This window comes from Alistipes sp. DJF_B185, from assembly GCF_964250025.1.
Taxonomy (GTDB): Bacteria; Bacteroidota; Bacteroidia; order Bacteroidales; family Rikenellaceae; genus Alistipes; species Alistipes finegoldii.
The window spans coordinates 205,951-229,565 of record NZ_CAXUDY010000004.1; the positions used below are offsets into that span (position 1 = coordinate 205,951).

Below are 23,615 nucleotides of genomic sequence, written 5' to 3' on the forward strand. Positions count from 1 at the left end.
CTGCCGGATACGTATAACGACTAACCTGTAGAAATGAAGAAGTTACTCCTTTTATGGCTCCTGACGCTGGCGACGACCGCCGCCGTGCATGCGCAGCGTGTCGAAGTCTATCGCCAGTTGCCTTCCGACCAAATTACGGCGTCGGCCAGTTCGACGCTCAGGGGCTCGTCCGCCGCGGCTGCGGTCGACGGCGCCGGCATGCGGGGCGACCTGCACGAAGCCAATAATCTGGGGCATGGCATGTGGGTGTCGCAGGCTTCGGCCGGAACGGTGCGTTACAGCCCCTCGACGCGCGAAGGGGTAGTGTGGTTCCTCTGTCAGGTGGGCGATAAGAATTCCCCCCCCCCCGTCAAATCGACCAGATCCGCATATGGAATCATAACCAGAACGAACACACCCGCCGCGGACTGAACAAAGTATATGTCGAGTATTCGGCCGACGGCCAAACGTGGCAGCTGCTGCCCGACGGACGGCTCGACTACCACGTCATTCCGGAGTCGGTGGGGCGCAATCCCGAACCGGCCGACCTTATCCTGAACACACCGGGCCTGAAAGCCCGCTATATCTGTTTTACGGCAGCTGCCGGCGGCGAGGGCAACCACTACGACCGCAACGATCCGGTCGTCATGCGCGAAGCGGCCGACATGCACCAGAATCCCGATTATTACGGGCTGGCCGAAATCCGTTTCTATACGAAGGAGCGCGCCGACGTACGCACGCTGGCTCCCGTTTCGGAGCTGTCATTCGCGGCTTCGCAGGGCTATCTGAAAACGCCCGAAGGGCCGTCGCGCGAATTCACCCTGCGCTTCGACAATCCGATATATGCCGGGGCCGACCTCGCGTTCGAATGCGGCGGCCGTACGTGGAGCGCCGAAATCGCACCTTCGGGCGTCGGCGTCGTGCGTTACGACGGCCTTTTCCCGGCGGGATACATGGAGGAGACGGCGAAGCTCGACGTGCGTCTGACGAGCCGTCAGGGAACCGTCGAAAAGCGTTTCGAGGTGCCTGCCGCCCGCAAATGGACCGTCAATTTCCTCTCCCATTCGCATCAGGACATCGGCTATACGCACCGTCAGATGGACGTGATGAAGTTCCAGTGGCGCAATCTGGAGCGTGCGATGGACCTCGCCGAGCGGACGAAGGATTATCCCGAAGGCGCCCGTTACCGCTGGAATACCGAAGCGACGTGGGCGATCGCCGGGTATCTCGAAGCCTATGCCGGAACCGACAAGGCCGCACGGCTGATTCAGGCCGTACGCGACGGCGTAATCAACATCGACGCCCCGCTGGGCAGTATCCTGACGGGCATCTGCCGGCAGGAGGAGCTGATGCACATGTTCGACGACGCGCACCGGCTTGCCCGTGAAATCGGCGTGGAGGTGAATACGGCGATGATGAGCGACGTTCCCGGACAGGTCTGGGGACTTGCCACCGCCATGTCCAAAAACGGCGTGAAGTACTACTCGCCGGGTCCCAATTACGTGCCTTTCTACGGAAAGATCGGCAACGACCGCGCCGCGGCCCTGCACGTCGAATGGGGCGACCGGCCCTTCTACTGGCAGTCGCAGTCGGGAACCGACAAGGTGCTGGTGTGGCAGGCCGGACGCGGCTATTCGTGGTTCCACGGCTGGCTGGCCGGACGCCTTTCGGTGTGCGGGGTGGAGCCGATCTGGAACTACCTGCAGGAGCTGGAGACCGACGAATTTCCCTATAACACCTGTTATCTGCGCTACACGGTCCACGGCGACAACGGACCTCCCGACGAGCTGATGCCCGACGTGATCCGCGCGTGGAACGAGCGTTACGATTCGCCGCAGTTCCGCATCACGACGACCAAGGAATTCTTTACGGCATTCGAAGAGCAGTACGGCGAATACCTGCCCACCTACGGGGGCGACATGACCCCGACGTGGGAGGACGGCGCCTCCTCGACGGCCCGCGAAACGGCGATGAACCGCGAGAGCGCCGCCCGTCTGACCCGTACCGGAATTCTCTGGAGCATGCTTTCTCCCGAAAGCGACTATCCTGCCCGTGAACTCGCCGAGGCGTGGAAGAACGTGCTGCTCTTTTCCGAACATACGTGGGGCGCGTCGGCCAGCGGTCCCGATCCCTACTCGCAGTTTACGAAAGACTTGTGGGCCGGCAAGAAGATGTACGCTGACAGCGCCGACGTGCAGTCGCGCCGTCTCTGCGACGAGGCGATGGCCGGCATAACGGCCGGCGAGGGGTATGTTCAGGTGCTCAATACGAACCTCTGGCCCCGTACGGACGTCGTGACCGTGGCGGCCGACCTGACCGGCAAGCGGCTGCTCGCTCCTTCGGGAGAGCCGGTCGCCGTTCAGCGCCTGCACGACGGCGGCTGGATCTTCCTTGCCGAGGAGGTGCCCGCGCTTTCGTCGTCCGTTTACCGGATCGTTCCTGCCGCGCCTGCCGCGAAGGCGAAGAAGAGTCCTGCGGCTCCGGTTTCGATGATCGGCGGCAACGTGCTCGACAACGGGCTGGTGCGTGTCGCGGTCGATCCGGCGAAGGGTACGATCCGCTCGCTGAAGGCTGCGGGCGCCGATTACGAATATGCCGCAGGCGAAGGACTCAACGATTATATCTATTCGGGCCGCATTGCCGCCGATCCGCGGGGCATCGACCGGGTGACGCGCGTCGAAGTGCTCGACGACGGCCCCGTCGCCGCGACCCTGCGCATCGTCTCCGACGCTCCGGGCTGCAATGCCCTCTGGCGCGACGTGACGGTTTACAGAGGACTCGGCCGCGTCGATATCCGCAATACGGTCGACAAGCAGGATATTTTGGAGCACGAAAGCGTGCGTTTCGTCTTCCCGTTCAACTTCGCGCATCCCGAAATCACGATGGACCTCGCCATGAGCGAGATGCACCCCGAACGCGAACAGCTCGCGGGCGTCAACAAGCACTACTATTCGCTGCTGAACGGCATGGCCGTCGGCGATCTGGAACACGCCGTATGCCTGACCACCCTCGACGCGCCGTTCGTCGAGCTGGGCACGCCTTCGGGCGAAGATTACCGGCTCAATCCCCGCCACGGCTACGGCTGGTGGCCCTCGGCGCAGATTTCGCCCGTGGTCTATTCGTGGGTGATGAACAATACATGGCGGACGAACTACAAGGCGTCGCAGGGCGGCGTGGCCAGCTTCCGTTATTCGCTGCAGATATGCGACCCGTTCGATCTGAAACTCAAACAGCGCGGTGCCGAACGCGAACAGCCCCTGATCGCCGTCGAAAGCGGCAGGGCCGAACCTGTCGGCCGGCTGTTCCGGCTCGAAGGCCGCAACCGGATCGCCGTGTCGGGCATCGCGCCCTCGGCGGACGGGACGGGCTATATCGTGCGTCTGCAGAACATGGGCGATCAAAGCGTGCATTCCGCATTCGTCTGGGGCCGGATGAAGGCCCGCCGGGTGAGCGTCTGCGACTACCGCGAACAGCCCCTCGCGCCGTTCGACGACCGCTCCTTCTGGATGAAACCCTTCGAGTACCTGATGCTCAAAGTCGAAACCGAATAATTCAAACTACCTATGAATAGACTCTTTTTATCCCTGATTTCCTTGGCGGCCTGCATGACCTCCTGCACGTCGCCCGAACCGCTGACCGACTATGTCGATCCCCGTATCGGAACGGCCCATTCGCGCTGGTTCTTCTTCACGCCCGCGGCGGTGCCGTTCGGCATGGCGAAACTGGCGCCGACCACCGACGGCCACCTCGGAAATCCCGGCGGCTGGCAGGCCGTGGGCTACGACGCCCGCCATACTTCGATCGAAGGTTTCGCCAATTTCCACGAATTTCAGGTGGGCGGCGTGGTGATCGCCCCGACCGTCGGCGCGCTGCAGACCGTTCCCGGTCCCCTCGACGATCCGGAGGCGGGTTACCGTTCGCGCTTCGACAAGAAAGACGAGGTGGCCCGGCCGGGCTATTACTCCGTACTGCTGAAAGACTACGGCGTGAAAGCCGAACTGACGGCTACCGAGCGCGTCGGTTTCCACCGCTATACCTTCCCCGCTTCGGAAGAGGCCAACCTTGATCTTCAACATCGGCACGAAGATGGGCGAGAGCGGTCCTGCGCGCGACGCTTCGGTGACCTTCACCGAGGACGGCCGTATCGAGGGCTGGGTGGTGACCGAACCCGTCTATGTGGACATTTATCAGAAGGGCGCCGTCGTGAAGATGTATTTCAGCGCCGTCGTGGATGCCGAACCTGCGTCGTGGGGCGCCTTCTGCGGCGAGGAGGTTTTTGCCGGTGAGCGGAGCCGTACGGGCGTGGGCGCCGGCGTGTACCTGCGTTTCGATACCCGTGCGCGTCGGGACGTCGGCGTGAAGATCGGCCTGTCGTATACTTCGGTCGAGAACGCCCGCCTGAACATGCAGGCCGAAGCCGCCGATCTGGATTTCGACGGGGCGCTCTTGGCCGCAAACGAAGCATGGGAAGAGGCGCTCGGACGCATCCGCGTCGAGGGCGGCAAACGGGAGGACCGGGTCAAATTCTATACGGGGCTGTTCCATGCCGTGCTGGGACGCGGTCTGGCCAGCGACGTGAACGGGGCCTATCCCGCGAACGACGGAACCGTCGGGCAGATTCCGCTCGACCCCGCCGGCAACCCGTTGCATAACCACTATAATACCGATGCCATTTGGGGCGGATTCTGGAACCTGACCCAGTTGTGGAGCATCGCCTATCCCGAATATTACGCCGACTGGATTTCGAGCCAGCTGCTGGTTTACAAGGACGCCGGCTGGCTGGGCGACGGCATCGCATGCAGCAAGTATGTTTCGGGCGTGGGCACCAACTTTACGGGCCTCGCCATCGCGGCGGCCTACAACTGCGGCATCCGCAATTTCGACGTGGCGCTCGGCTACGAAGCCGCTCGCAAGAACGAGCTGGGCAGCGAAGGCCGTCCCGCGGGAGCCGGCAAGCTGGATGTGGGGCAGTTCGTCGAGCGCGGCTATTCGCCCTATTCGACGGAGCTGCACATGCAGACCACGCCCCGCGGTTCGGGTTTCTCGGCTTCGCATACGCTCGAATATTCGTTCAGCGCCTATGCCGTGGCCCAGATGGCCCGCCAGCTGGGACATGAAGCCGATTACGAACGGCTTTCGAAGCTCTCCGAAGGGTGGAAACTGCTCTTCGACCCCGAAACCAAACTGATGCGTCCGCGCGACGAGCAGGGCCGGTTTATCGCCGACTTCGATCCTTATGCGCCGTGGGTGGGCTTTCAGGAGGGCAACGCCGTACAGTACACCTATTATGTTCCCCACGATATCGACCGTCTGGTGGAGATGGTCGGCCGCGAGGAGTTCAACAACCGGCTTGACAGCACGTTCCTTATTTCGCGCGAAAATATCTTCGGCGGCGGCAAGACCATCGACGCCTTCGCGGGACTGCATACCTACTACAACCACGGCAACCAGCCGAACCTCCATATTTCGGGCCTGTTCAACTTTTCGGGCAAGCCGTGGCTCTCGCAGAAGTGGATGCGCACGATCTGCAACGAATTCTACGGTACGGAGGAGATTCACGGCTACGGCTACGGACAGGACGAGGATCAGGGACAGCTGGGCGCATGGTACGTCATGGCTTCGATGGGACTCTTCGACGTGAAGGGCCTGACGGCTCCCGATCCGTCGTTCCAGCTCTGCAGCCCGCTGTTCGACAAGATTACGATCAGCCTGAATCCCGATTATTACGAAGGCCGCGAATTCGTGATCGAGACCGCGGGCAACGCTCCGGAGAACTACTATATCGGTTCTGCGCAGCTCGACGGCAAACCCCTGACGGGCGTACAGCTGCCTTTCGCGGACGTGGTGCGCGGCGGCCGTCTGAAAATCACGCTCGCTCCGGAGCCTAACACGTCGCTTACGGAATAGCAACGCCAATTAGACCTAATTATAAACCGCTTATGTTGAAAAAGGAAATCTGAATTCCCGGCTCCGGCCGGACCCCGTGTCGGGCTGGAGTTTTTTGAAACCAACTACTTAAAAACAAAACGTATGAAAATTTGTACTAACTTCTTGAACCTGCTGAAGGTTTGTATGTGCGTGGCGTTGGCTTTCGCGGCCCTCGAAACCCGCGCGCAAGGGGAGGCCTTTACGGTATCGGGTACCGTCAAGGATGCTTCCGGGCAGCCGGTGATCGGAGCTACGGTCTTCGACACCACGACCCAAAAAGGAGATGTAACAAGTACGACGGGCAGCTTTTCGCTGCAGGTCGTTCCCGGCTCGGTGCTGAAGGTGAGTTTCGTCGGATACGCCGAGCAGTCGGCCAAAGTCGTAGCCGGAAAGACCACCTATGATTTCGTGCTGGAGAGCGACGCCCTCGAAATCGAGGAGCTGGTCGTCGTAGGTTACGGCACCCAGAAGAAAGCCTCCCTTACGGGAGCCATCTCGGCCATCAACAACGAAGAGATCATCACGACCAAGAACGAGAACGTCCAGAACATGCTGACCGGTAAGGTCGCGGGACTCCGCGTGAGACAGAACTCCAGCGAACCGGGCCAGTTCAATACCTCGATGGACATCCGCGGCTTCGGCGCTCCGCTTATCGTGATCGACGGTGTGCCGCGCGACAACATGGCGCGGCTCGATCCCGAAGATATCGAGCAGGTTTCGGTGCTGAAGGATGCGTCGGCAGCCATCTACGGCGTGAAGGGCGGTAACGGCGTCGTGCTTATCACCACCAAGAAAGGCGACAAGGGCAGGGTCAATATCAATTATTCGGGCAACATATCGTGGCAGCGTCCTTCGAACTTCCCCGATCTCGTGGATGCGGCCGACTGGATGACGCTCTACAACGAGAAATACGCGATGCACTCCGTAGACAACATGTCGCCTGTTCCGCAGTACAGTCAGGAGGATATCGCCGCCTACCGCAACGGCGAGAAGAAGTCCTACAACTGGAAAGATGCCGTCTTCCGCAATTCGGCGCCCCAGACGCAGCATACGGTGAGCGCCAGCGGCGGCAACGACAAGGTCACCTTCTATACCAGTCTCGGTTACCAGTATCAGGAGAGCTTCCTGCAGCACACGCCTATTACCTATGACAAGTACACGCTGCGCGCCAACATCAACGCGAAGATCGCCAAGAACCTGACCCTCGATGTCAACCTCGCAGGTCATATGGATGAAAAGAAGATGAGCAACTTCTCCTCTTCGGACATCGTGCGTAGCACGTGGCTCTTCACCCCGCTCGATCCGTTCTACTATGACGACGAGCAGACCATGTACCATACCAAGGACGACAACACGGGCATCGTCAACCCGCTGGCCATGATCGACAAGGACGCCAACGGATACCAGAGCCTGATCAGCCGCTGGTTCCAGTCTGCCTTCTCGCTGCGCTGGGACATGCCGTTCCTGCCGGGACTGTATGCCAAGGGCTTCTTCAGCTACGACTATATCATGAACGACAACAAGTTCTACAGAAAGGCGTTCAACACTTATACTTCTACCGGAGCCGCGACCAGTTTCCTGAAGGGAGACGCGCACGATTATTTCGTGCAGCGCAACTATTACGGCAAGGAACATCGCCAGTGGCACGTGCAGGTGGGCTATGACCGCACCTTCGGCCGTCACTCCGTATCGGGCATGCTGCTCTTCGAGGATCAGCACAAGGTGGGCGACAACTTCTACGGCAGCCGCGAAGTGGTGTTGCCTATGGATCAGGTGTTTGTCGGCGACGGCGAAACGCAGCAGTTCAACCAGTCGTCAGGCGGCGGTTCGCTTTACGACTATGCCTACCAGTCGCTGGCCGGCCGTTTCAACTACGACTTCGGCGGCAAGTACCTCGCCGAATTCGTCTTCCGCTACGACGCATCGTCGCGCTTCCCGTCGGGCGACCTGCGCTGGGTCTTCTTCCCCTCGGTATCCGTCGGATGGCGCATTTCGGAGGAAAACTTCTGGAAAGAGTCTTCGCTCGACTTCATCGAGAATCTGAAAATCCGTGCATCGTACGGTAAGACGGGGTACGACGGAGATCTGAATTACGAATTCCTGACCGGCTTTACCTATCCTTCCGGCGGAGCTATCCTCGGCGGCGATTACGTCAACGGTTCCGTTCCCAAGGGCATTGCCAACAAGGATATTACGTGGCAGACCATCAAAATGTTCGACATCGGTTTGGATTTCAGCGCATGGAACGGCAAACTCGGCCTGACCTTCGATTATTTTCGCCGGCATCGTGACGGACTCTATGCCAGACGAAATCTGAGCCTTCCGGGCAGCGTGGGCGCGAGTCTGCCGCTGGAAAACCTCAACAGCGACCGGGATACCGGTTTCGAGCTTGAGTTGAGCCACCGCAACCGCGTCGGCGATTTCTCCTATGCGGTCAAGGGCAATGTTTCGTTCACGCGCCGCAAGACGCTCTACTACGAGCGTGCCGAGTCGGGCAACTCCTACCTGAACTGGCGTCAGAACAACAACGACCGTTTCAACAGCATCTGGTGGGGTTACGGCGAAGGCGGGCGTATCACCAGCTGGGATCAGTTGTACTACAATCCCGTCTATATCGGCCGCGGCAGCGTGATGGGAGACTATCTCTACGAGGACTGGAACGGCGACGGCTGGATCAACGATCTGGACGTACACCCGATCGGCTACACGGATATGGTTCCGATGGTCAATTTCGGTCTGACGATCAGCGCATCGTGGAAAGGGATCGACTTCTCGATGCTCTGGCAGGGTTCGGGCAACCGTTACATCATCGCCCGCGAGTTTCTGCAGGAGCCGCTCTGGTCGCGTACCAACGCCATCAGCGAACACATGGACCGCTGGCATCCGGCCGATCCGACGGCCAATCCCTACGATCCCGCCACGAAGTGGGTCGCCGGCGAATACGGCTATACGGGCTCGACGGCAAATCCCAACTCGGAGCATGGGTTGCAGAATGCCCGCTACCTGCGTCTGAAGAACCTCGAAATCGGTTATTCGCTGCCCAAGAAGTGGCTGACGAAGGTGGGTATCGAGAATGTCCGGATCTACGCCAGCGCTTACAACCTGCTGACGATCACCGGTCTGGATTATCTCGACCCGGAGTTCTACATTCATCCGTCGGATGGCGGGGCCAGCAATATGGGATACTTCTATCCGATCAACAAGACCTATACTATCGGACTGAACGTCAAATTCTAAAAAAGCAAAAAAATGAAACGTCTGAAATATTATCTCCTGATTCTTTGTGCGGGCGCATTCGCCGCGTGCACCGATTTGGATATACCGCCGAAAAATATTTTTAACGAACAGGATATCTTCGGCAACGTCGAGGGTGCGACGAGCTATATTGCACGCTTGTACGGCGTCTTGCCCATGGAGGATTTCCGGTATAGTTTCGAACACGGCTTCGGCTATTCGGGCGCCATGTACCGCCAGATGTGCTGCGCCACGGGCGAAGCCGTAGGACGCGACACGCAGGGATTCTTCGCCGAACCCGGCAGCAACATGTGGGACGCCGCTTACAAAACGATCCGCGAAATCAACCTGCTTATCGAGGGGCTTCCGAAATACAAAAGCGGATTTTCGGACAGCGATTACAATACGGTCTTGGGCGAGGCCTATTTCATCCGCGCCTATGTGTACTTCGCAATGGTCAAGCGGCTGGGCGGTGTTCCGAAGATCGATTACGTGATTGATTATCCGGCCAACGCGACGCTGGAGGATACGTGGACTCCCCGTGCCTCCGAAGAGGAGTGCTGGGACTTTATCGGACAGGATCTCGATGCGGCCATCGCCAGCCTGCCCGACAAGAACGCTTCCGGCCGTGCCACCCGCTATGCCGCGGCAGCTCTCAAGTCGCGCGCCATGCTCTATGCCGGTTCGATCGCCAAGTACAATACCGTCAATGAAGAACACCTCGGCAAGCGTATCTGCGGCATTCCCGCCGAACGGGCCGCCGGTTATTTCGAAGCGGCTTACAAAGCCTCGAAGATCGTGGACGAGGGCGGTTATTCGCTCTACAAGGCCAAGTGGGCTGCCGGTAACCGCGACGCTCAGGCCGAGAACTTCGCTGCACTGTTCCTCGACGAAAGCAGCGCCAACACCGAGACCATCTTCGCCCGCTATTACAAGGAGAAATTCCTGACGCACGACTACGACAACTCGGTGCAGCCGCGCTCGACCTCGACGGGCGGCAACGACTCGGAGGTAAGCCCCACGGTCGATTTCATCGAGATGTTCGACGGCGTCGAGCTGGATGCCGACGGCAAGTTCGGGTTCCTCGACGAAAACGGCTATTACAAGCTCTACGACAACCCGATGGACGCCTTCGCCAACGCCGAGCCGCGCCTGCTGGGTACGGTCATCCTCCCCATGTCGAAGTTCAAGGACCAGTATATCGAAATCCGCCGCGGTCTCTACACCGGCAAGGTGGAAGAGGGCAAAGGTATCTCGCGTCTGATCAAGGAGGGCGAGACCGCGGCCTACGAAACGCTGGGACTCAAAGACGTGCAGCTGACCGGAAACTTCAACGGCGGTCCTGCCGTCCAGCTCAAGACGCCCTATACTCCCTATCCGGGGGCTACGCCCGTCACGTCGATGCTCATCACGGGTCTCAACGGTCCGGTGAACGGCTGGAACTTCGGCAACATCGGCGGCACCTACCTGCGCAAGTACCTCGATCCCGATCTGGAGAATAATTCGGGCGGCAAATCCACGCAGCACTGGATCGACATCCGCTATGCCGAGGTGCTGCTCAACCGTGCCGAAGCCGCCTACGAGCTGACTCAGCTCGGCAAGACGACCTCCGAAGAGGGTGACAGCTACCGCGACGAGGCTTTCCGCTGCATCAACCTCATCCGCGAACGGGCGGGCGCCGATCTGCTGGCATCGGCCGCCGACCTCAATTCGGTCGATATCGTACGCCGCGAACGCCGCAAGGAGCTGGCCTTCGAGAACCAGACCTATTGGGACCTCCGCCGCTGGCGCATCTTCTACGACGAGCAGAATACCACGCGCTATCGTATCCTGATGCCCTTCTTCGCAACGGACGTCAACAAGTACTTCTTCGACGTGCGCTTCACCGAGCCGCGGGCCGGGTATAACTACATCTTCACCTACGACACCCGCTACTATTACCAGCCGTTGCCGTCGGGCGAACTGACCAAGAACCCCAACCTCAAGAATAACCCCGGTTTCTAATCCGGACAGCATAAAAACCGATCGATATGAAAAAGTATATATATCTTTTGCTCTTTTCGCTGCCGCTGCTTGCAGCTTCGTGCAGCAAGGACAATTACGACGAGCCGCAGGAGACTTTCCGCGGAAAGTTCATCGACAAGCAGACGGGCGAGCCGTTCCAGACGGCCATCGGCAATACGGGTATCCGTATCCGCATGATGGAGTACAGCTGGAGCGACAACCCCCAGCCCTATGACATGAACGTCAAGATGGACGGTACGTTCAACAACACCAAGGTTTTCAAGGGCGAGTACGGCATCACCCCTTCGGGCGCGTTCGTGCCGCTGGAAGAGGAGCGGATCAAGATTTCGGGCACTGTCGAGAAGACTTGGGAAGTCGAACCCCTGCTGCGTGTGGAGTGGGTCGGAGAGCCGGTGGTGAATGCCGACGGAACTGTGGACGTGAAGGTGAAGGTTTCCCGCGGTACGGACAATCCCGACTATCAGGAGGCGCTGGCCGAAGCATGGCTGTTCGTGAGCGAGAACATGTATGTCGGGGATTTCAGCTACAGCCCCAACTATTCGACCCGTATCTCCGGTGCGGCTATCGGCATGGTGCAGTTCGATCAGGTCTATACCATCCGTACGGGACAGCCGGGAGGTTATAATCCCGCCGGCACCTATACGCCGTTCCCGGCCTTTTCGCGGAAGTATTTCCTGCGGTTCGGCGCGCGGACGACGCGGCAGTTCGACGGTACCAACCGTTACAATTACACGACTGTCAAGGAGATTACCACAATTGCCCGTTAGTTAGGTTCAGGATGCCGGGTTCCGGAGGCGTATTGTCTCCGGAACTGCGGCGCCCGATAAGGAAAATTTTTACGGATACGATGATATCGAACGACATGGAACGTTACGCCGTCGGCGCTGACATAGGCGGCAGTCATATTTGTTCGGCCGTGGTCGATCTGACGACGGGTGAAATCTGCGGAGAGCCTCTCTCCGGCAAGGTCGATTGCGACGCCGGCGCCGGGGAGATACTCGGCGCATGGGCGGACAATATCCGGCAGAGCATCGCGGCTTCCGGCCTGAAGACCGTGCGCCGGGTGGGATTCGCCTTCCCCGGCCCGTTCGACTACGAACACGGCGTTTCGCTGATTCGGGGCGTCAATAAATTCGAGCGGATCTACGGACTTGACATTTCGGAGTCGCTTTTTCCGCTGCTGCGGCGGTCCGGAGCCGAAGAGTTCCGCTATGTCAACGACGCTTCGGCCTTTGCGCTGGGCGAGTGTCTCGGCGGCGCGGCGTGCGATGCCCGGCGCGTGGTGGCGCTCACGCTCGGAACAGGCGTCGGGTCGGGTTTCGTATCCGACCGTAAACTGGTGACTTCGGGCGATGAGGTGCCTGCCGACGGCTGGGTCTACTGCCTGCCGTTCGGCGGCGGAATCGTGGATGAAGCCTTCTCGACGCGCGGAATTATCCGCCGTTACGAAGAGCTGACCGGTGAGACCCTGACCGGTGCGCGGGATGTCGCCGCCCGGTACGACGCCGATCCGGCTGCGCGCCGTCTTTTCGACGTCTACGGCGAAGAGCTGGCGCAGTTCGCGGGTCCGGTCCTTACCCGTTTCAACGCGGACGTATTGGTGCTCGGCGGAAATATTTCGCGGGCTTATCCGCTTTTCGGACCCGCTTTGGAGCGGCGTTTCGCCGCGGACGGAATCCGTGTCGCGGTCCGCACTTCGGCCCTGCTCGACCATGCGGCCATGATTGGTGCAGCTTCGTTATTTTTATAATTTTAGATATGACTCTTTTAAGAAAAACCACACAGTTTGTACTTCCCGTCGAGAAGCCGGAAACAGGCGTAAACCAATACGACATCTATCCGGCGCACGATCTGGGCGAGGAGAAAATCTTTTGCGATTATATGTCGCTGGCGCGTCGGATCGCCGGATCGAAACGGGTGATTATCGACGGTTACGTCGGCGTCCGTTTCGATATTTTCAGCCGTGAACTGAACAAGGCCCTCGAAACGCTCGGCATCCGGCCCGTCTGGTGGAACACGGGTGCGGCCATGAAGGAGCCTGCCGAGATCGACCGTCTGATCGAACCCTATTTGGGCGGTGACGATCCGATCTTCGGATTCCGGACTCCGCTCCGGCTCGAAGAGTTCTTCGACCGGGAGAAGCTGGACCGGATACGTCCCGACGACGCTGCCCGGATGAACATCCTGATCGGCATCGGCGCTTCGCTTGCCGGCTGGGACGGCCTGCTGCTTTATATCGACATTCCGAAGAACGAGATTCAGTTCCGCTCGCGTGCGGGCAGCATCACGAATCTGGGAGCCGCTGCGGCCGATGCGCCGAAGAAGATGTACAAGCGTTTCTACTTCGTGGACTGGGTGGTGCTCAACCGTCATAAGAAGGCGTTGCTGCCGAAAATCGACGTGATGATCGACGGCCAGCGCGAGACGGAGATTACGTGGACCGAAGGAGCCGATCTGCGCCGCGGTCTGGACCGTCTCGCCGGCAACGGATTCCGTGTGCGTCCGTGGTTCGAGCCCGGAGCGTGGGGAGGACAGTGGATCCGCAACCACATCGAGGCGCTGCCGCACGACGTGCCCAACTACGCATGGTCGTTCGAGCTGATCGTGCCCGAAAACGGCCTGATCTTCCGCAGCGGTGAACGAATGCTCGAAGTCTCGTTCGATACGGTGATGTTTCAGGCCGGCGAGCGGGTCGTGGGAAAGGAGTGCTACGGTCTCTACGGCGACGAATTTCCGATCCGTATGGACTACCTCGACAACTTCGACGGCGGCAACCTCTCGATCCAGTGTCATCCGCAGCGCGAGTATATCCGCAAGAATTTCGGCGAGGTGCTGACGCAGGAGGAGACCTATTACATCCTCGACACGACGCCGGATTCGGTCGTGTACCTCGGTTTCAAGGAGGATATCGTACCGGAGAAGTTCGAACAGGCCCTGACCGAAAGTTTCGAGAAGGGGACGGAGCTTGACGTGAACAAGTACGTCAATGCGGAACCGTCGGCCAAACACGATCTTTTCCTGATGCCTCCGGGGACGCTTCACAGTTCGGGCCGCAACAACCTCGTGCTGGAGATCAGCACCACGCCCTACATCTTCACGTTCAAGATGTACGACTGGCTGGCGCTGGACCTCGACGGCAAACCCCGTCCGCTGAACATCCGCCGTGCGATGGAGAACCTCTGCTTCGACCGCAAGGGCGAAACGGTGAAGCGCGAGCTGATCGCGCATCCCGAACTGCTCGAAAAGGGCGCCGACTGGGAACTCTGGCACCTGCCGACGCACCGCAACCACTCCTACGACGTGCATCGCTACAAGCTCGACACCTCGGTGGAGGTGCAGACCGAAGGAAAATGCCATGTACTGAATCTGGTCGAAGGCGAGAGCGCCCGCATCGAGACCGCAGGTGGCGACAGCTTCCCGATCAGCTATGCCGAGACGTTCGTGGTGTCGGCCGCGGCCGGCTCCTACCGGATCGTCAATACTTCGGGCCGTGAGATCATGGTCGTGAAGGCTTTCATGAAATAGAACCTTTGCGCTGTAAAATATCCCGCCATTTCGGCGGGATATTTTCTATTTTTTTAAATTGGCGAACGGACGCATCCCATTATATCGTCCCTTAAAAGTTCGGATCAAATTTGTTTCGACATCGGTAGGGTCATCTGAAAATAATGGCATCCAACAGAATAAGAGATCAGCAGCATCTTTCAATTGCCAAATATAACGCCCTCCTCGATGGCCTACTGCCTTTCCTTGCCCAAATTGTAGATATTGTTTCAGCCGACTTCGAAGTGTTGTTGAAGAGGAAGCACCTCCAGCTTTTCCAATATAGATAACACAAGCATCATTTACCCAATTTGCACGTAATATGTCGAGCGGCACATTGGGGCTTTTATCTTGAAAATACCCGCCCGTGCCTTGTTCGAGAAACTCAGGTGCGACAGTCGTGGTACGCACGACCATATATACACCCTTGATTCTCGGAATAGCTGAACAATCCCTCCATAAATGTGCAATTGGAATAAAGCCGGTGAATCCGGCTTGTTGCAAATTTTCAATCGTTTTAAAATTGATAGTTGCTATTGTGTCAGAATTCGACACTTGTGTTTGAGACTTATTTTTCTGTTGTATCGTCTTCGATGGAACAGTTATATGCGATGCAATTTCAGATGCGACAACTTTAATTAGCCCGCTTTTAATTAATGCATCAAAATCATCAACTGTACACTTTGGGAGATTATAATCACTTATATAAAATCCGATTTTTCGGAGACTATCTCGAATTCCTTTCTGTTGGGTTTTTGAGACATTCCGAAGTCTTTTCAATAACTCGCGTATAGTAACTAGCTCCGCTGTTGTAAATAAATTTCTACCGTTCATATATTAATATTCTTTAATCGTGAAAATATTCATATATCTCTTCGTAGTAATCTTCGTATAGGTTTTGAGGGACGCCATATATTCGCTCATCCTTGGACCATTCGAATTCCCGTAATTGTCGCCGGGGTTTCTCATCACGGTAAATAATCAGACGACGGTTGTAGTCGAGTTCTTTTATATCGGTTACTGGGCGTGACGAGTCATTATTTATCCATGGATTTTCTTGCACGACCGGAGTAGACCGATTGTAATAATATACGATCAAACACATAATGCAAAAAAATAAAAATCCACCTACCAACAATCCTAGACATCCTACCAACCGCTTTCTCGGCAGTTCTATACCAAAATCATCATCCTTCATTTTCGCCATACTTATCAGTCTTTTTTACGAAAATAAGAAATATATGACAATGCAGAAATATATGTTACGCAAAATAGCGAATTTCGCACATTCTCCAAATCGTTACCGTGACCTCTGAAAATCCTCTTAAAGTCTGTTTGTCAGATTGGTATTCTTATCAACTGATTTATTAAAATAAGCAACCCCGTCCGGATTCCGGACGGGGTTGTCGTTTGATGCGTCAGTTACTTTTGAAGCAGGGCGGTAATGGGATTGGGCGTTTCGATCTTTCCGCAGTCGATCGATGCCAGCAGCTGCCGCCCTCGGTCGGTCAGCGAGAAATACATCTGGCGTTTGTCTGCAGTTCCCAGCTCCCGCCTTACGAATTCCTTTTCTTCGACCGAGCGGAGTACTTTCGACATGTTCGAAGGGGTCAGCCCCAGCAGGTCGCTCAACTCTCCGCAGGAGAGCCTTCCGGCCTTCGAGAGACTGCACAGGGTCATGCCTTCGTTCAGGCAGATTCCGTACAGCCGCTCCAGATTCGCTTCGAACTGGTGTACGGCCCGCTGCAGGTCGCGTATTCTACACAGTTTGTCCATACTCCGGCTTTTTGTGAACGGCCTGCCTGCCGCAGTGCCTGATACATTTTCCGCATTCGATACACTTCTGCGGGTCGATTGTCGGAAGCCCGTCTCCCAGTTGTGAAATCGCTCCGACGGGGCAGACCGGAATCAGCGGACAGCGGTGGTCCTGCGGACAGCGGAGTTCGTCGATCGTAAGCGCCATAGCCCGCTTATTTATTGAGGAGCACCTTGTCGATCGCCTCTTTCAGCGAAGCCTTGGGCAGGGCGCCCTGCGCCATCTGGGGTTTGCCGTCTTTGGGGAGGAACAGCAGCGTCGGAATCGAGCGGATGCCGAATGCGGCCGCCAGTTCCTGCTCCTCTTCGGTGTTGATCTTGTAGATGTAGATGCTGTCCCCGTATTCCGCCGCAAGTTCCTCCAGCACGGGTGCGAGGGCTTTGCAGGGGCCGCACCACGAAGCGTAGAAATCGACGAGGGCGGGTTTGTCGCCGAGGTATTTCCACTCGGTGGGATTGGTTTCGTAATTGGCGACTTTCGTCAGAAAGTCGGCTTTGGTCAATGCGATCGTTTTCATGGTATTCGTTTGTTTTGTGTTGTCATTCTTGTTGTCGGTCTGGCCGTCGGCCCCGGCTGCGAACGTCAGGATGCAGGCGGCTGTCACTAATAGTTTCTTCATGGTCCGTATGGTATTTTATCTTTTCTTATCTTGATGACGATACAAAGATATGATATATTTTCCAATAAAACAAATTTCCAATGGAAAATAAATCAAGGGGAGTAAAAATACGTTTGTTTCCCGTGGCTATGCAAAAATGAAACCGGAAATCGCCTCCAGCTCCGGATTGCGGCTGAATCTATCATCCGGTCGGTTCGTATAGAGTGCATGCCTGCGCCTGTCTGTCTTATGAGACGGCCCCTGTCTTGGGGTGCATGAATGCATACGGGGGCGGTGGAGCGGGGATGACCGATTTCGGTTTACACTTCGGTTTAAACAAATGTCCGATTTCAATACGGAAATCGCTCTAAACCGAGACTCGAAGAAGTACGCCGCATTTTTCACCGGCTCTTTAAATGCAAGAAAGAGAGCCTTTTGGACTCTCTTTCCTTGTGACACCGACAGGACTCAAACCTGTAACCTTCTGATCCGTAGGCATAATTCGGCGGTTTTTGCCGATTTTAGGCGATTTTTATTTTGTTTTATAAATGTTTGTATTTCAGGTGCAAATATAGCTATTTTATTTCATTGTATTTTTGTAAAATTGGATTTAATTCATATGTTTGTGTATAAATTGTGTACCGAAAATCAAAATTTATACACAAAATGAACTATTCAAAAGACGGGATAACGGTGGCCCCGATGCTCGATACTACGCACCCGAAAAAGTCCGGGAGGTGTCCCGTAAAAATCCGGGTTACTTACAATCGAGTCCGTTATTACTATCCGACCGGGAAAGACCTGACCCCGGAGGAGTGGGAGATGTTGCCGACTACAAAGGCCCGCGCACTCGTAGCGGTTCGTAAGGACATCGAAAGCAGCTACCAAATAGTGCGGGCGGCCGTTGAGGAGTTGGCGGCATCTGGCGGGTTCTCGCTTGACACCCTCAACAATCGATTGAAAGGGGCGGCGGTCGATACGGTAAATACGATGTTCCGGGCCAAAATAGAAGAACTTAAAAAAGTCGGGCGTGTTGGGTCTATGCTTGTCTACGATAATGTTCTGAAAGGTTTGGAACGCTTTGCCGGGGCACATATCCGTTTTGAGGCAGTCACCGTGTCGTGGCTGGGGCGGTATGCTGATTTTCTGCGCAAGGAGGGCAAGACACAAACGACTATTGCGATACACTTGCGCCACCTCCGGGCAATTCTTAACGAGGCAAAACGTTTAGGCTCGATCAAGGATGCGCAATATCCATTCGGCCGGGGGCGGTATGAGATACAAGCCGGAGAAGGGCGTAAATTGGCTCTTACGTTGGAGCAAATAGGGCAGATTGCCAACTATGAGGATGGAACCGAGGCAACGGCCAAATACCGCGATTATTGGCTGTTCCTCTACTTGTGCAACGGGATCAACGTTGCCGATTTCGTAAAGTTGAGGTATCGGGACATCGTGAACGGTGAAATATGCTTCGTTCGGCAAAAGACCGAGCGGACGACCAAGACCCGCAAGGAAATCCGGGTCGTTGTCACGGCGCGGATGCAGGCAATAATCAACCGTTGGGGCAACCCCTTTCGTTCCGATAACTTTATTTTTCCGATCCTCGACGGACAGGAGGATGCGATGCGGCGGAAGATGAAAACACTATACATAACCCGCGCGATCAACAAGCGTATGAAGGAGGTAGGCGAACAGCTCGGGATCGGCAATATTTCGACCTATACGGCCCGGCATTCGTTCGCCACGGTGTTGAAGCGGGCAGGAACCAATATTGCCTATATATCGGAAAGCCTCGGACACCAAGATTTGAGAACGACGGAGAACTACCTCGCCAGCTTCGAACGGGAGGAGCGGATCAAAAATGCGGAGCTATTGACGAAATTTTAGAACTATGGGGCGGTATAAATTTGATAAATTCGGGGGTGAATACCTATCAGAGTCAACTATTAAGGGCATAGCGGCAGATCTATGTAAAAACGCTAATATAAACAGATATTTGTATGACTGGGCCGTGCTCGATATCCGGGTAAAACGAGCACACAAGGGCCAACGGCATAGGTTTGCGGATTCTATACAGCGGTTAGAGACGTTTTTAGAGAGCCCCAAGGCCGATGAATACAAAGTAGCGGCGCGCAAGGGCTATCAAAATAGGATGATTCTTTTCAATACTATATTTTGCGACAACGACCCCCATCCGTTGATTGTTCATGCAACTAATATAAGCGAATTTGCCGCCATAACAGGGCGTAATCGAAAAACAATTGATGATTGGTTATCTAAAGGGTTTTTATATACGGCATTTAATGGCGATTACATAACGCCCCGAAAATTAATTGTAGTAGAGAAGACGATAGAAAAACTAAAAAAAATCAAATCGGGGTTATATATACCCAATCGGAAAAAGTAAATGACAATGCGACACTAACCAACCCTAACCAACATTTTGACCCAATATAATTTACACATTTACCGGACAATATTTGCGCTTTTTCCCGGTAAATGCGTAAATATTAATTATCTATCATCTTTGCCCTATCAACGTTGAGTATCCAACCCGATCAGTGGATAGTATCAAACAGTTAATAGCGTCAAAGTATGAACGATCCAATTATCGTAACCACTCCCGCACAGTTGCGCGAAATCGTCGCCGACGAGGTGGCCGCAATTCTTCCTAAACTCGCTGATTTCCGGCGCAAGAACGAGCCCGTCGAAACAGACGGCATGAACGTCGAAGATGCCGCCCGGTTTCTGACCGCGCAGGGCATACCCACCACCCGGGCCACGCTCTACAATCAAGTATACAAAAACACGATTCCGTACAAGAAATTCGGACGCCGCACGGTGTTCTCGAAAAAGGAGCTTTTAACGTGGATCGAGGCGCACACTGTCCATTCGGAGGACAGGCGGACCGCTGCCGCATTGCGTATTGCCGAGAGTGCTAACCGTAAATAGTTCCGGAGATATGAAACAAAAAGAGAATGCCCCCGGCACTCGGAGCGAGCGCGCAGGGGCAAATAACGGCACCGGCAAATATACGCAATTCGGAAATGATGTGCAAATTTCATTCGGCTATCATCAACGACGGGTATATAATTTCCTGTTGCAGGGCGGGTGCCATTCGGTGGCGGATATTTCCGCGGCGTTGAGGTTGTCAGATCCTCGCAGCTCGATACGTGACCTACGGGCGAAAGGCGTGCCGATTGCCGATGTGTGGTGCGACAGCGAACACGGCGGCCGTTTCAAACGGTACTTTATTCAACAAGACAATGCGGGAAAGGAGGCGCAGCGATGGCCGCGATAGAGCACACGGAAAATCCAAGCCGTAAAACGTTTGCGTTTTATTGGAGTTTTAAGGACGCCATACGCGATATGCCGGACGCCGACAAGTTAGCAGTATACGAAGCTATTACGGATTTTGCATTTTTCGGCGTAGATCCGGACGGATTGTCCCCCGTGGGTCGCTTGGCGTGGAAACTGATACGCCCGCAGCTTGAGGCTTCGATAAGGCGTTACGACGCGTGTAGAAATAACGGCCTTAAAGGTGCCGAATACGGGAAAAACGGAGGCGCCCCGAAAGGGAATCAGAATGCGAGAAAACAACCCCAAAGGATAACCCCAGAGGACAACCCCAAAAACAACCCCTTAAATCATAATGTTAATGATAATGCTAATGTTAATGAAAAGGGGGTTATAGGGGGAGAAGTCGCAACTAAACGCCGGGCGTTTGTTGCTCCCTCGCTCGAAATGGTCAAAGATTATTTTTTGACGATCAACGGAAGCGATACGGATGCCGAATGCTTTTACGACCATTTTACGGCCAACGGCTGGCGAACCGGTAAGAACCTGATAAAAGACTGGAAAGCCGCCGCACGAAATTGGATGCGCCGCAAATCCGAGTTTAATGCCACAACCCAAAAACAAACGACCCATGAAACGCGAAAAACAAATTTCTTATAACCGCCCGGATGCCGTTGAGGTGCTCCCGGAATCACCCGAACTCGAGAAGGCTGTTTTGGGCGCTTTAGTTCTTGAATCGGATCAACTACCCGACGTGGCGGAGATCGTCGAAATTTCGGCGTTCCACACCCCAAATAACGGCAAAATCTACGGCGTGATGCTCTCAATGCTGGAGCGTGGCAACAAAATCGACCTCTACACGCTCGCAGATCGTCCGGAACTGAAAGGCCGGGAAATGTTGCGTTACCTTTCAGAACTGACCAACGCAGTAGATTCCGGCGTTAACGTGCTGGACCACGCCCGACAACTCGCAAACACCGAAATACGCCGCCGTATGTGCCTTTTCGGCTATGAACTCTCGGCGCGTGCTGTCTCCGATCCGGATGGTGTCGTAGATTGGGCTACGTCGGAAATAACCGCGATAGCTGACCGGGCCGTGCGTTCGGATGACATCACGCCATTGTCGGATGTCGTGCGGGCCACCCTCGACGATTTGGAACGACGGCAGCAGGCAAGACAGGAGGGTGAGTGTATCGGTATCTCTACGGGCTTACAACGGCTCGACGCGCTGACGGGCGGCTGGAGGGGCGGGCAGCTTGTAGTGTTGGCCGGCCGTCCCGGGACCGGTAAAAGTGCTACGATGTTGCATTTTGCCCGTGCCGCTGCTATCGCAGGGGTTTCGGCGTGCGTGTTCTCGCTGGAGATGCCCGCCGGGCAGTTGGCCGGGCGTATGCTGGTGGGCTATTCCGGGGTGAACTCGCAGGCGTTCCGGGTGGGGAGCGTCGCCGCGGGCGGCTGGCGAGAACTCGAACAGGCCGCCGCGGACCTTTCCGCGCTGCCGGTTTACCTCAACGACCGGGCCAATATCACGATGGGGGCTATACGCTCGCAATGCAAGGCGATGCACCGCCGGGGACGGTGCGGGATGGTCATTATCGACTATCTGCAACTGCTCGACACGGCAAGCCGGAACACGAACAGCACCCGCGAGCGGGAGATCGCCGCCGCCAGCCGTTCGGCAAAACTGCTCGCAAAGGAACTCGATGTTCCGGTTATCTTGTTGTCGCAGTTGTCGCGCAAGGTTGAGGAGCGGACGGATAAGACACCGCTACTGTCTGACCTCCGGGAATCGGGCGCCATCGAGCAGGACGCCGATATGGTGCTGTTTCTCGACCGTCCGGCGATGTACGGGCGGACCGAGATAGACGCGGGCCGATACGGAACCATTTCTGCCGAGGGTGTCGGGCTGCTACATATCGCCAAGAACCGGGAAGGTGCGACGGGGAGCATAGTTTTCCGACATAACGAAAGTATGACCCGGATAGCCGACTACGACGATCCCGCAACGGATGCAATCGGGGATGTCGGGCCGTTTTAGATTGCTTCACCGCTGGACTGTAAAAAGAAAATCCGGGACAGTATTACGCCGCCCCGGATTTTTGAGCAATTCCGAAGAATCACCCCTGAACCCACAACAAAGGTAGTGATTAATTCGGATAGAACAAGATGCGAAACAGATGCCGCGGTAAATATTCGCCCGCCGTCGCCTCGGTGATCGTTCGGAACTACTCCCGACTGATGGAAAGGCTTTGCGCGTCGCAGTCCGGACCCGTCCAGGGTGCAATGGATGATGCCGACATCATGCAGGAAACATTCCTGCACGTGACACACGATCCACAATGCACCGCGATGAAGAACGAGGCGGAGATCCTTGCCCGTTTTGTGTTCCGGTATCGGTTGGTGCGCTTTCAGACACTTCGGGACGAGGCACAGCGCAAAACAATTCCTTATGCCGATTACCTCCGGATGGTGGAACGCGATGAGGACCGATAGGGATGCCGCCCGGTTGAAAATACGATGAATCGACGACCCGCGGCCGGCTGGGGCTGGAGATACAGGTGCCCCTACGCTTGTATTTGTGCGTAAAAGTTGGCGATTTTGAAAAAAAGTCCGTGTGTGTAAAGCCGGGCACGGCGAGGTTTGCAGCGCGTAAAACAATAAAATATTACCCCCTATCCCCTTATGCGAAACGTTTGCCGTTCGGCCCGGCTATCCCCTCCGGGTGCACTCGTGGGGCTGTTTTGTGTCCGCGTAGCGTGTCCTATACAAGCAGTACGGAGAGGATGACACAGGGGCCGCCCCGGTTCTGCCTGAGGTTGTTGCCGGCTGAAAGCGCCCGTTTTTTGATTGAAAATGCGTGCGATTTTTGTACGGAAATCGCGCGTTTTAATCGTCTTTTTGCACGAAATCGCATGTTTTCCGCACGTTCCCGGCGTCTTATTCTTGCATATTTGCACGCATAAGGACCTGGCGGCGCCTCGCGTTGGTCTCTCTTGGTCGCGGAGTGTCTTCCGTCGGCACTGCTTGTGCATGGTGTACGGTCGGTGCGGTGGACTGTATCGGGTGCAACGCCGACACGTTCGAGGGCTGGCCGCCCGGGCTGTTCGCCTCAACGACCGGGGAGCAGATCAACGGTATAGCGCAGGACCGGCAGTCGGGGCCGTTATTCTCTATGTTGCAGATGCCGAACGATGG

19 protein-coding genes and 1 pseudogene are annotated in these 23,615 nt (G+C 56.1%); 15 read left to right on the forward strand and 5 right to left on the reverse strand.

Features of this window, described 5'->3' with window-relative positions; all coding sequences use genetic code 11:
* The first annotated feature begins 33 nt into the window (after window positions 1–33).
* The 8 genes and pseudogenes from ACESTR_RS07370 (at window position 34) to ACESTR_RS07405 (ending at window position 14,691) form a co-directional block, all read left to right on the forward strand.
* Window positions 34–411, forward strand: a complete 378-nt coding sequence (locus tag ACESTR_RS07370) for a hypothetical protein (RefSeq protein ID WP_373179052.1) — start codon at window positions 34–36, stop codon at window positions 409–411.
* Between the two features lie 89 nt (window positions 412–500).
* Window positions 501–3,530 (forward strand): glycosyl hydrolase family 38, encoded by a 3,030-nt coding sequence (locus tag ACESTR_RS07375; protein ID WP_373179053.1) that lies wholly within the window; start codon window positions 501–503, stop codon window positions 3,528–3,530.
* Between the two features lie 12 nt (window positions 3,531–3,542).
* Window positions 3,543–5,886: pseudogene (locus ACESTR_RS07380) on the forward strand (GH92 family glycosyl hydrolase).
* A gap of 123 nt (window positions 5,887–6,009) precedes the next feature.
* Window positions 6,010–9,144, forward strand: coding sequence for a SusC/RagA family TonB-linked outer membrane protein (locus ACESTR_RS07385; RefSeq protein WP_302267946.1), 3,135 nt, complete (start codon window positions 6,010–6,012; stop codon window positions 9,142–9,144).
* Between the two features lie 12 nt (window positions 9,145–9,156).
* Entirely contained in the window at window positions 9,157–11,145 is a 1,989-nt protein-coding gene (locus ACESTR_RS07390; protein ID WP_279182751.1) for a RagB/SusD family nutrient uptake outer membrane protein, read from the forward strand.
* Window positions 11,146–11,171: 26 nt separating this feature from the next.
* Window positions 11,172–11,933 carry a DUF3823 domain-containing protein gene (locus ACESTR_RS07395; protein ID WP_009597817.1) on the forward strand — a complete coding sequence of 254 codons (762 nt, stop codon included), beginning with the start codon at window positions 11,172–11,174 and terminating at the stop codon, window positions 11,931–11,933.
* Window positions 11,934–12,013: 80 nt separating this feature from the next.
* The gene (locus tag ACESTR_RS07400) at window positions 12,014–12,916 is read left to right on the forward strand and encodes an ROK family protein (RefSeq protein ID WP_270388740.1); all 903 of its coding nucleotides are present in this window, start codon (window positions 12,014–12,016) and stop codon (window positions 12,914–12,916) included.
* Between the two features lie 8 nt (window positions 12,917–12,924).
* Window positions 12,925–14,691: a class I mannose-6-phosphate isomerase gene (locus ACESTR_RS07405; RefSeq protein WP_195289897.1), complete on the forward strand. Its 1,767-nt coding sequence runs from the start codon at window positions 12,925–12,927 to the stop codon at window positions 14,689–14,691.
* A 45-nt stretch (window positions 14,692–14,736) separates the two neighbouring features.
* Here the strand turns inward: ACESTR_RS07405 and ACESTR_RS07410 are convergent, their stop codons facing one another.
* The 5 genes from ACESTR_RS07410 to trxA form a co-directional block, all read right to left on the reverse strand.
* Window positions 14,737–15,543, reverse strand: a complete 807-nt coding sequence (locus ACESTR_RS07410; RefSeq protein WP_022044424.1) for a GIY-YIG nuclease family protein — start codon at window positions 15,541–15,543, stop codon at window positions 14,737–14,739.
* Between the two features lie 13 nt (window positions 15,544–15,556).
* The gene (locus ACESTR_RS07415; RefSeq protein ID WP_237958758.1) at window positions 15,557–15,916 is read right to left on the reverse strand and encodes a hypothetical protein; all 360 of its coding nucleotides are present in this window, start codon (window positions 15,914–15,916) and stop codon (window positions 15,557–15,559) included.
* 215 nt (window positions 15,917–16,131) lie between these two features.
* Window positions 16,132–16,485 (reverse strand): MarR family transcriptional regulator, encoded by a 354-nt coding sequence (locus tag ACESTR_RS07420; RefSeq protein ID WP_237958757.1) that lies wholly within the window; start codon window positions 16,483–16,485, stop codon window positions 16,132–16,134.
* A complete protein-coding gene (locus tag ACESTR_RS07425; RefSeq protein WP_270388743.1) occupies window positions 16,469–16,672 on the reverse strand; it encodes a 4Fe-4S binding protein in 204 nt (67 codons plus the stop codon). The genes ACESTR_RS07420 and ACESTR_RS07425 overlap by 17 nt, the downstream gene beginning before the upstream one ends.
* 7 nt (window positions 16,673–16,679) lie before the next feature.
* Window positions 16,680–17,144 (reverse strand): thioredoxin, encoded by a 465-nt coding sequence (gene trxA / locus ACESTR_RS07430; protein WP_270388744.1) that lies wholly within the window; start codon window positions 17,142–17,144, stop codon window positions 16,680–16,682.
* Window positions 17,145–17,789: 645 nt separating this feature from the next.
* Here trxA and ACESTR_RS07435 point away from each other — a divergent pair.
* From ACESTR_RS07435 to ACESTR_RS07465, 7 genes are all read left to right on the forward strand, one after another.
* Window positions 17,790–19,010, forward strand: a complete 1,221-nt coding sequence (locus ACESTR_RS07435; protein WP_302267957.1) for a site-specific integrase — start codon at window positions 17,790–17,792, stop codon at window positions 19,008–19,010.
* A gap of 4 nt (window positions 19,011–19,014) precedes the next feature.
* The gene (locus tag ACESTR_RS07440) at window positions 19,015–19,530 is read left to right on the forward strand and encodes a hypothetical protein (RefSeq protein WP_302267959.1); all 516 of its coding nucleotides are present in this window, start codon (window positions 19,015–19,017) and stop codon (window positions 19,528–19,530) included.
* Between the two features lie 188 nt (window positions 19,531–19,718).
* Window positions 19,719–20,075 (forward strand): helix-turn-helix domain-containing protein, encoded by a 357-nt coding sequence (locus tag ACESTR_RS07445; protein ID WP_302267962.1) that lies wholly within the window; start codon window positions 19,719–19,721, stop codon window positions 20,073–20,075.
* A 10-nt stretch (window positions 20,076–20,085) separates the two neighbouring features.
* Entirely contained in the window at window positions 20,086–20,424 is a 339-nt protein-coding gene (locus ACESTR_RS07450) for a hypothetical protein (protein WP_302576239.1), read from the forward strand.
* Window positions 20,412–21,080, forward strand: coding sequence for a DUF6291 domain-containing protein (locus tag ACESTR_RS07455; protein ID WP_302267966.1), 669 nt, complete (start codon window positions 20,412–20,414; stop codon window positions 21,078–21,080). Before ACESTR_RS07450 ends, ACESTR_RS07455 begins: the two co-directional genes overlap by 13 nt.
* On the forward strand, window positions 21,052–22,458 hold the full coding sequence (locus ACESTR_RS07460) for a replicative DNA helicase (RefSeq protein ID WP_302267968.1): 1,407 nt from the start codon (window positions 21,052–21,054) through the stop codon (window positions 22,456–22,458). Before ACESTR_RS07455 ends, ACESTR_RS07460 begins: the two co-directional genes overlap by 29 nt.
* Window positions 22,459–22,586: 128 nt before the next feature.
* Entirely contained in the window at window positions 22,587–22,913 is a 327-nt protein-coding gene (locus tag ACESTR_RS07465; RefSeq protein ID WP_237958750.1) for a hypothetical protein, read from the forward strand.
* The last annotated feature ends 702 nt before the right edge of the window (window positions 22,914–23,615 follow it).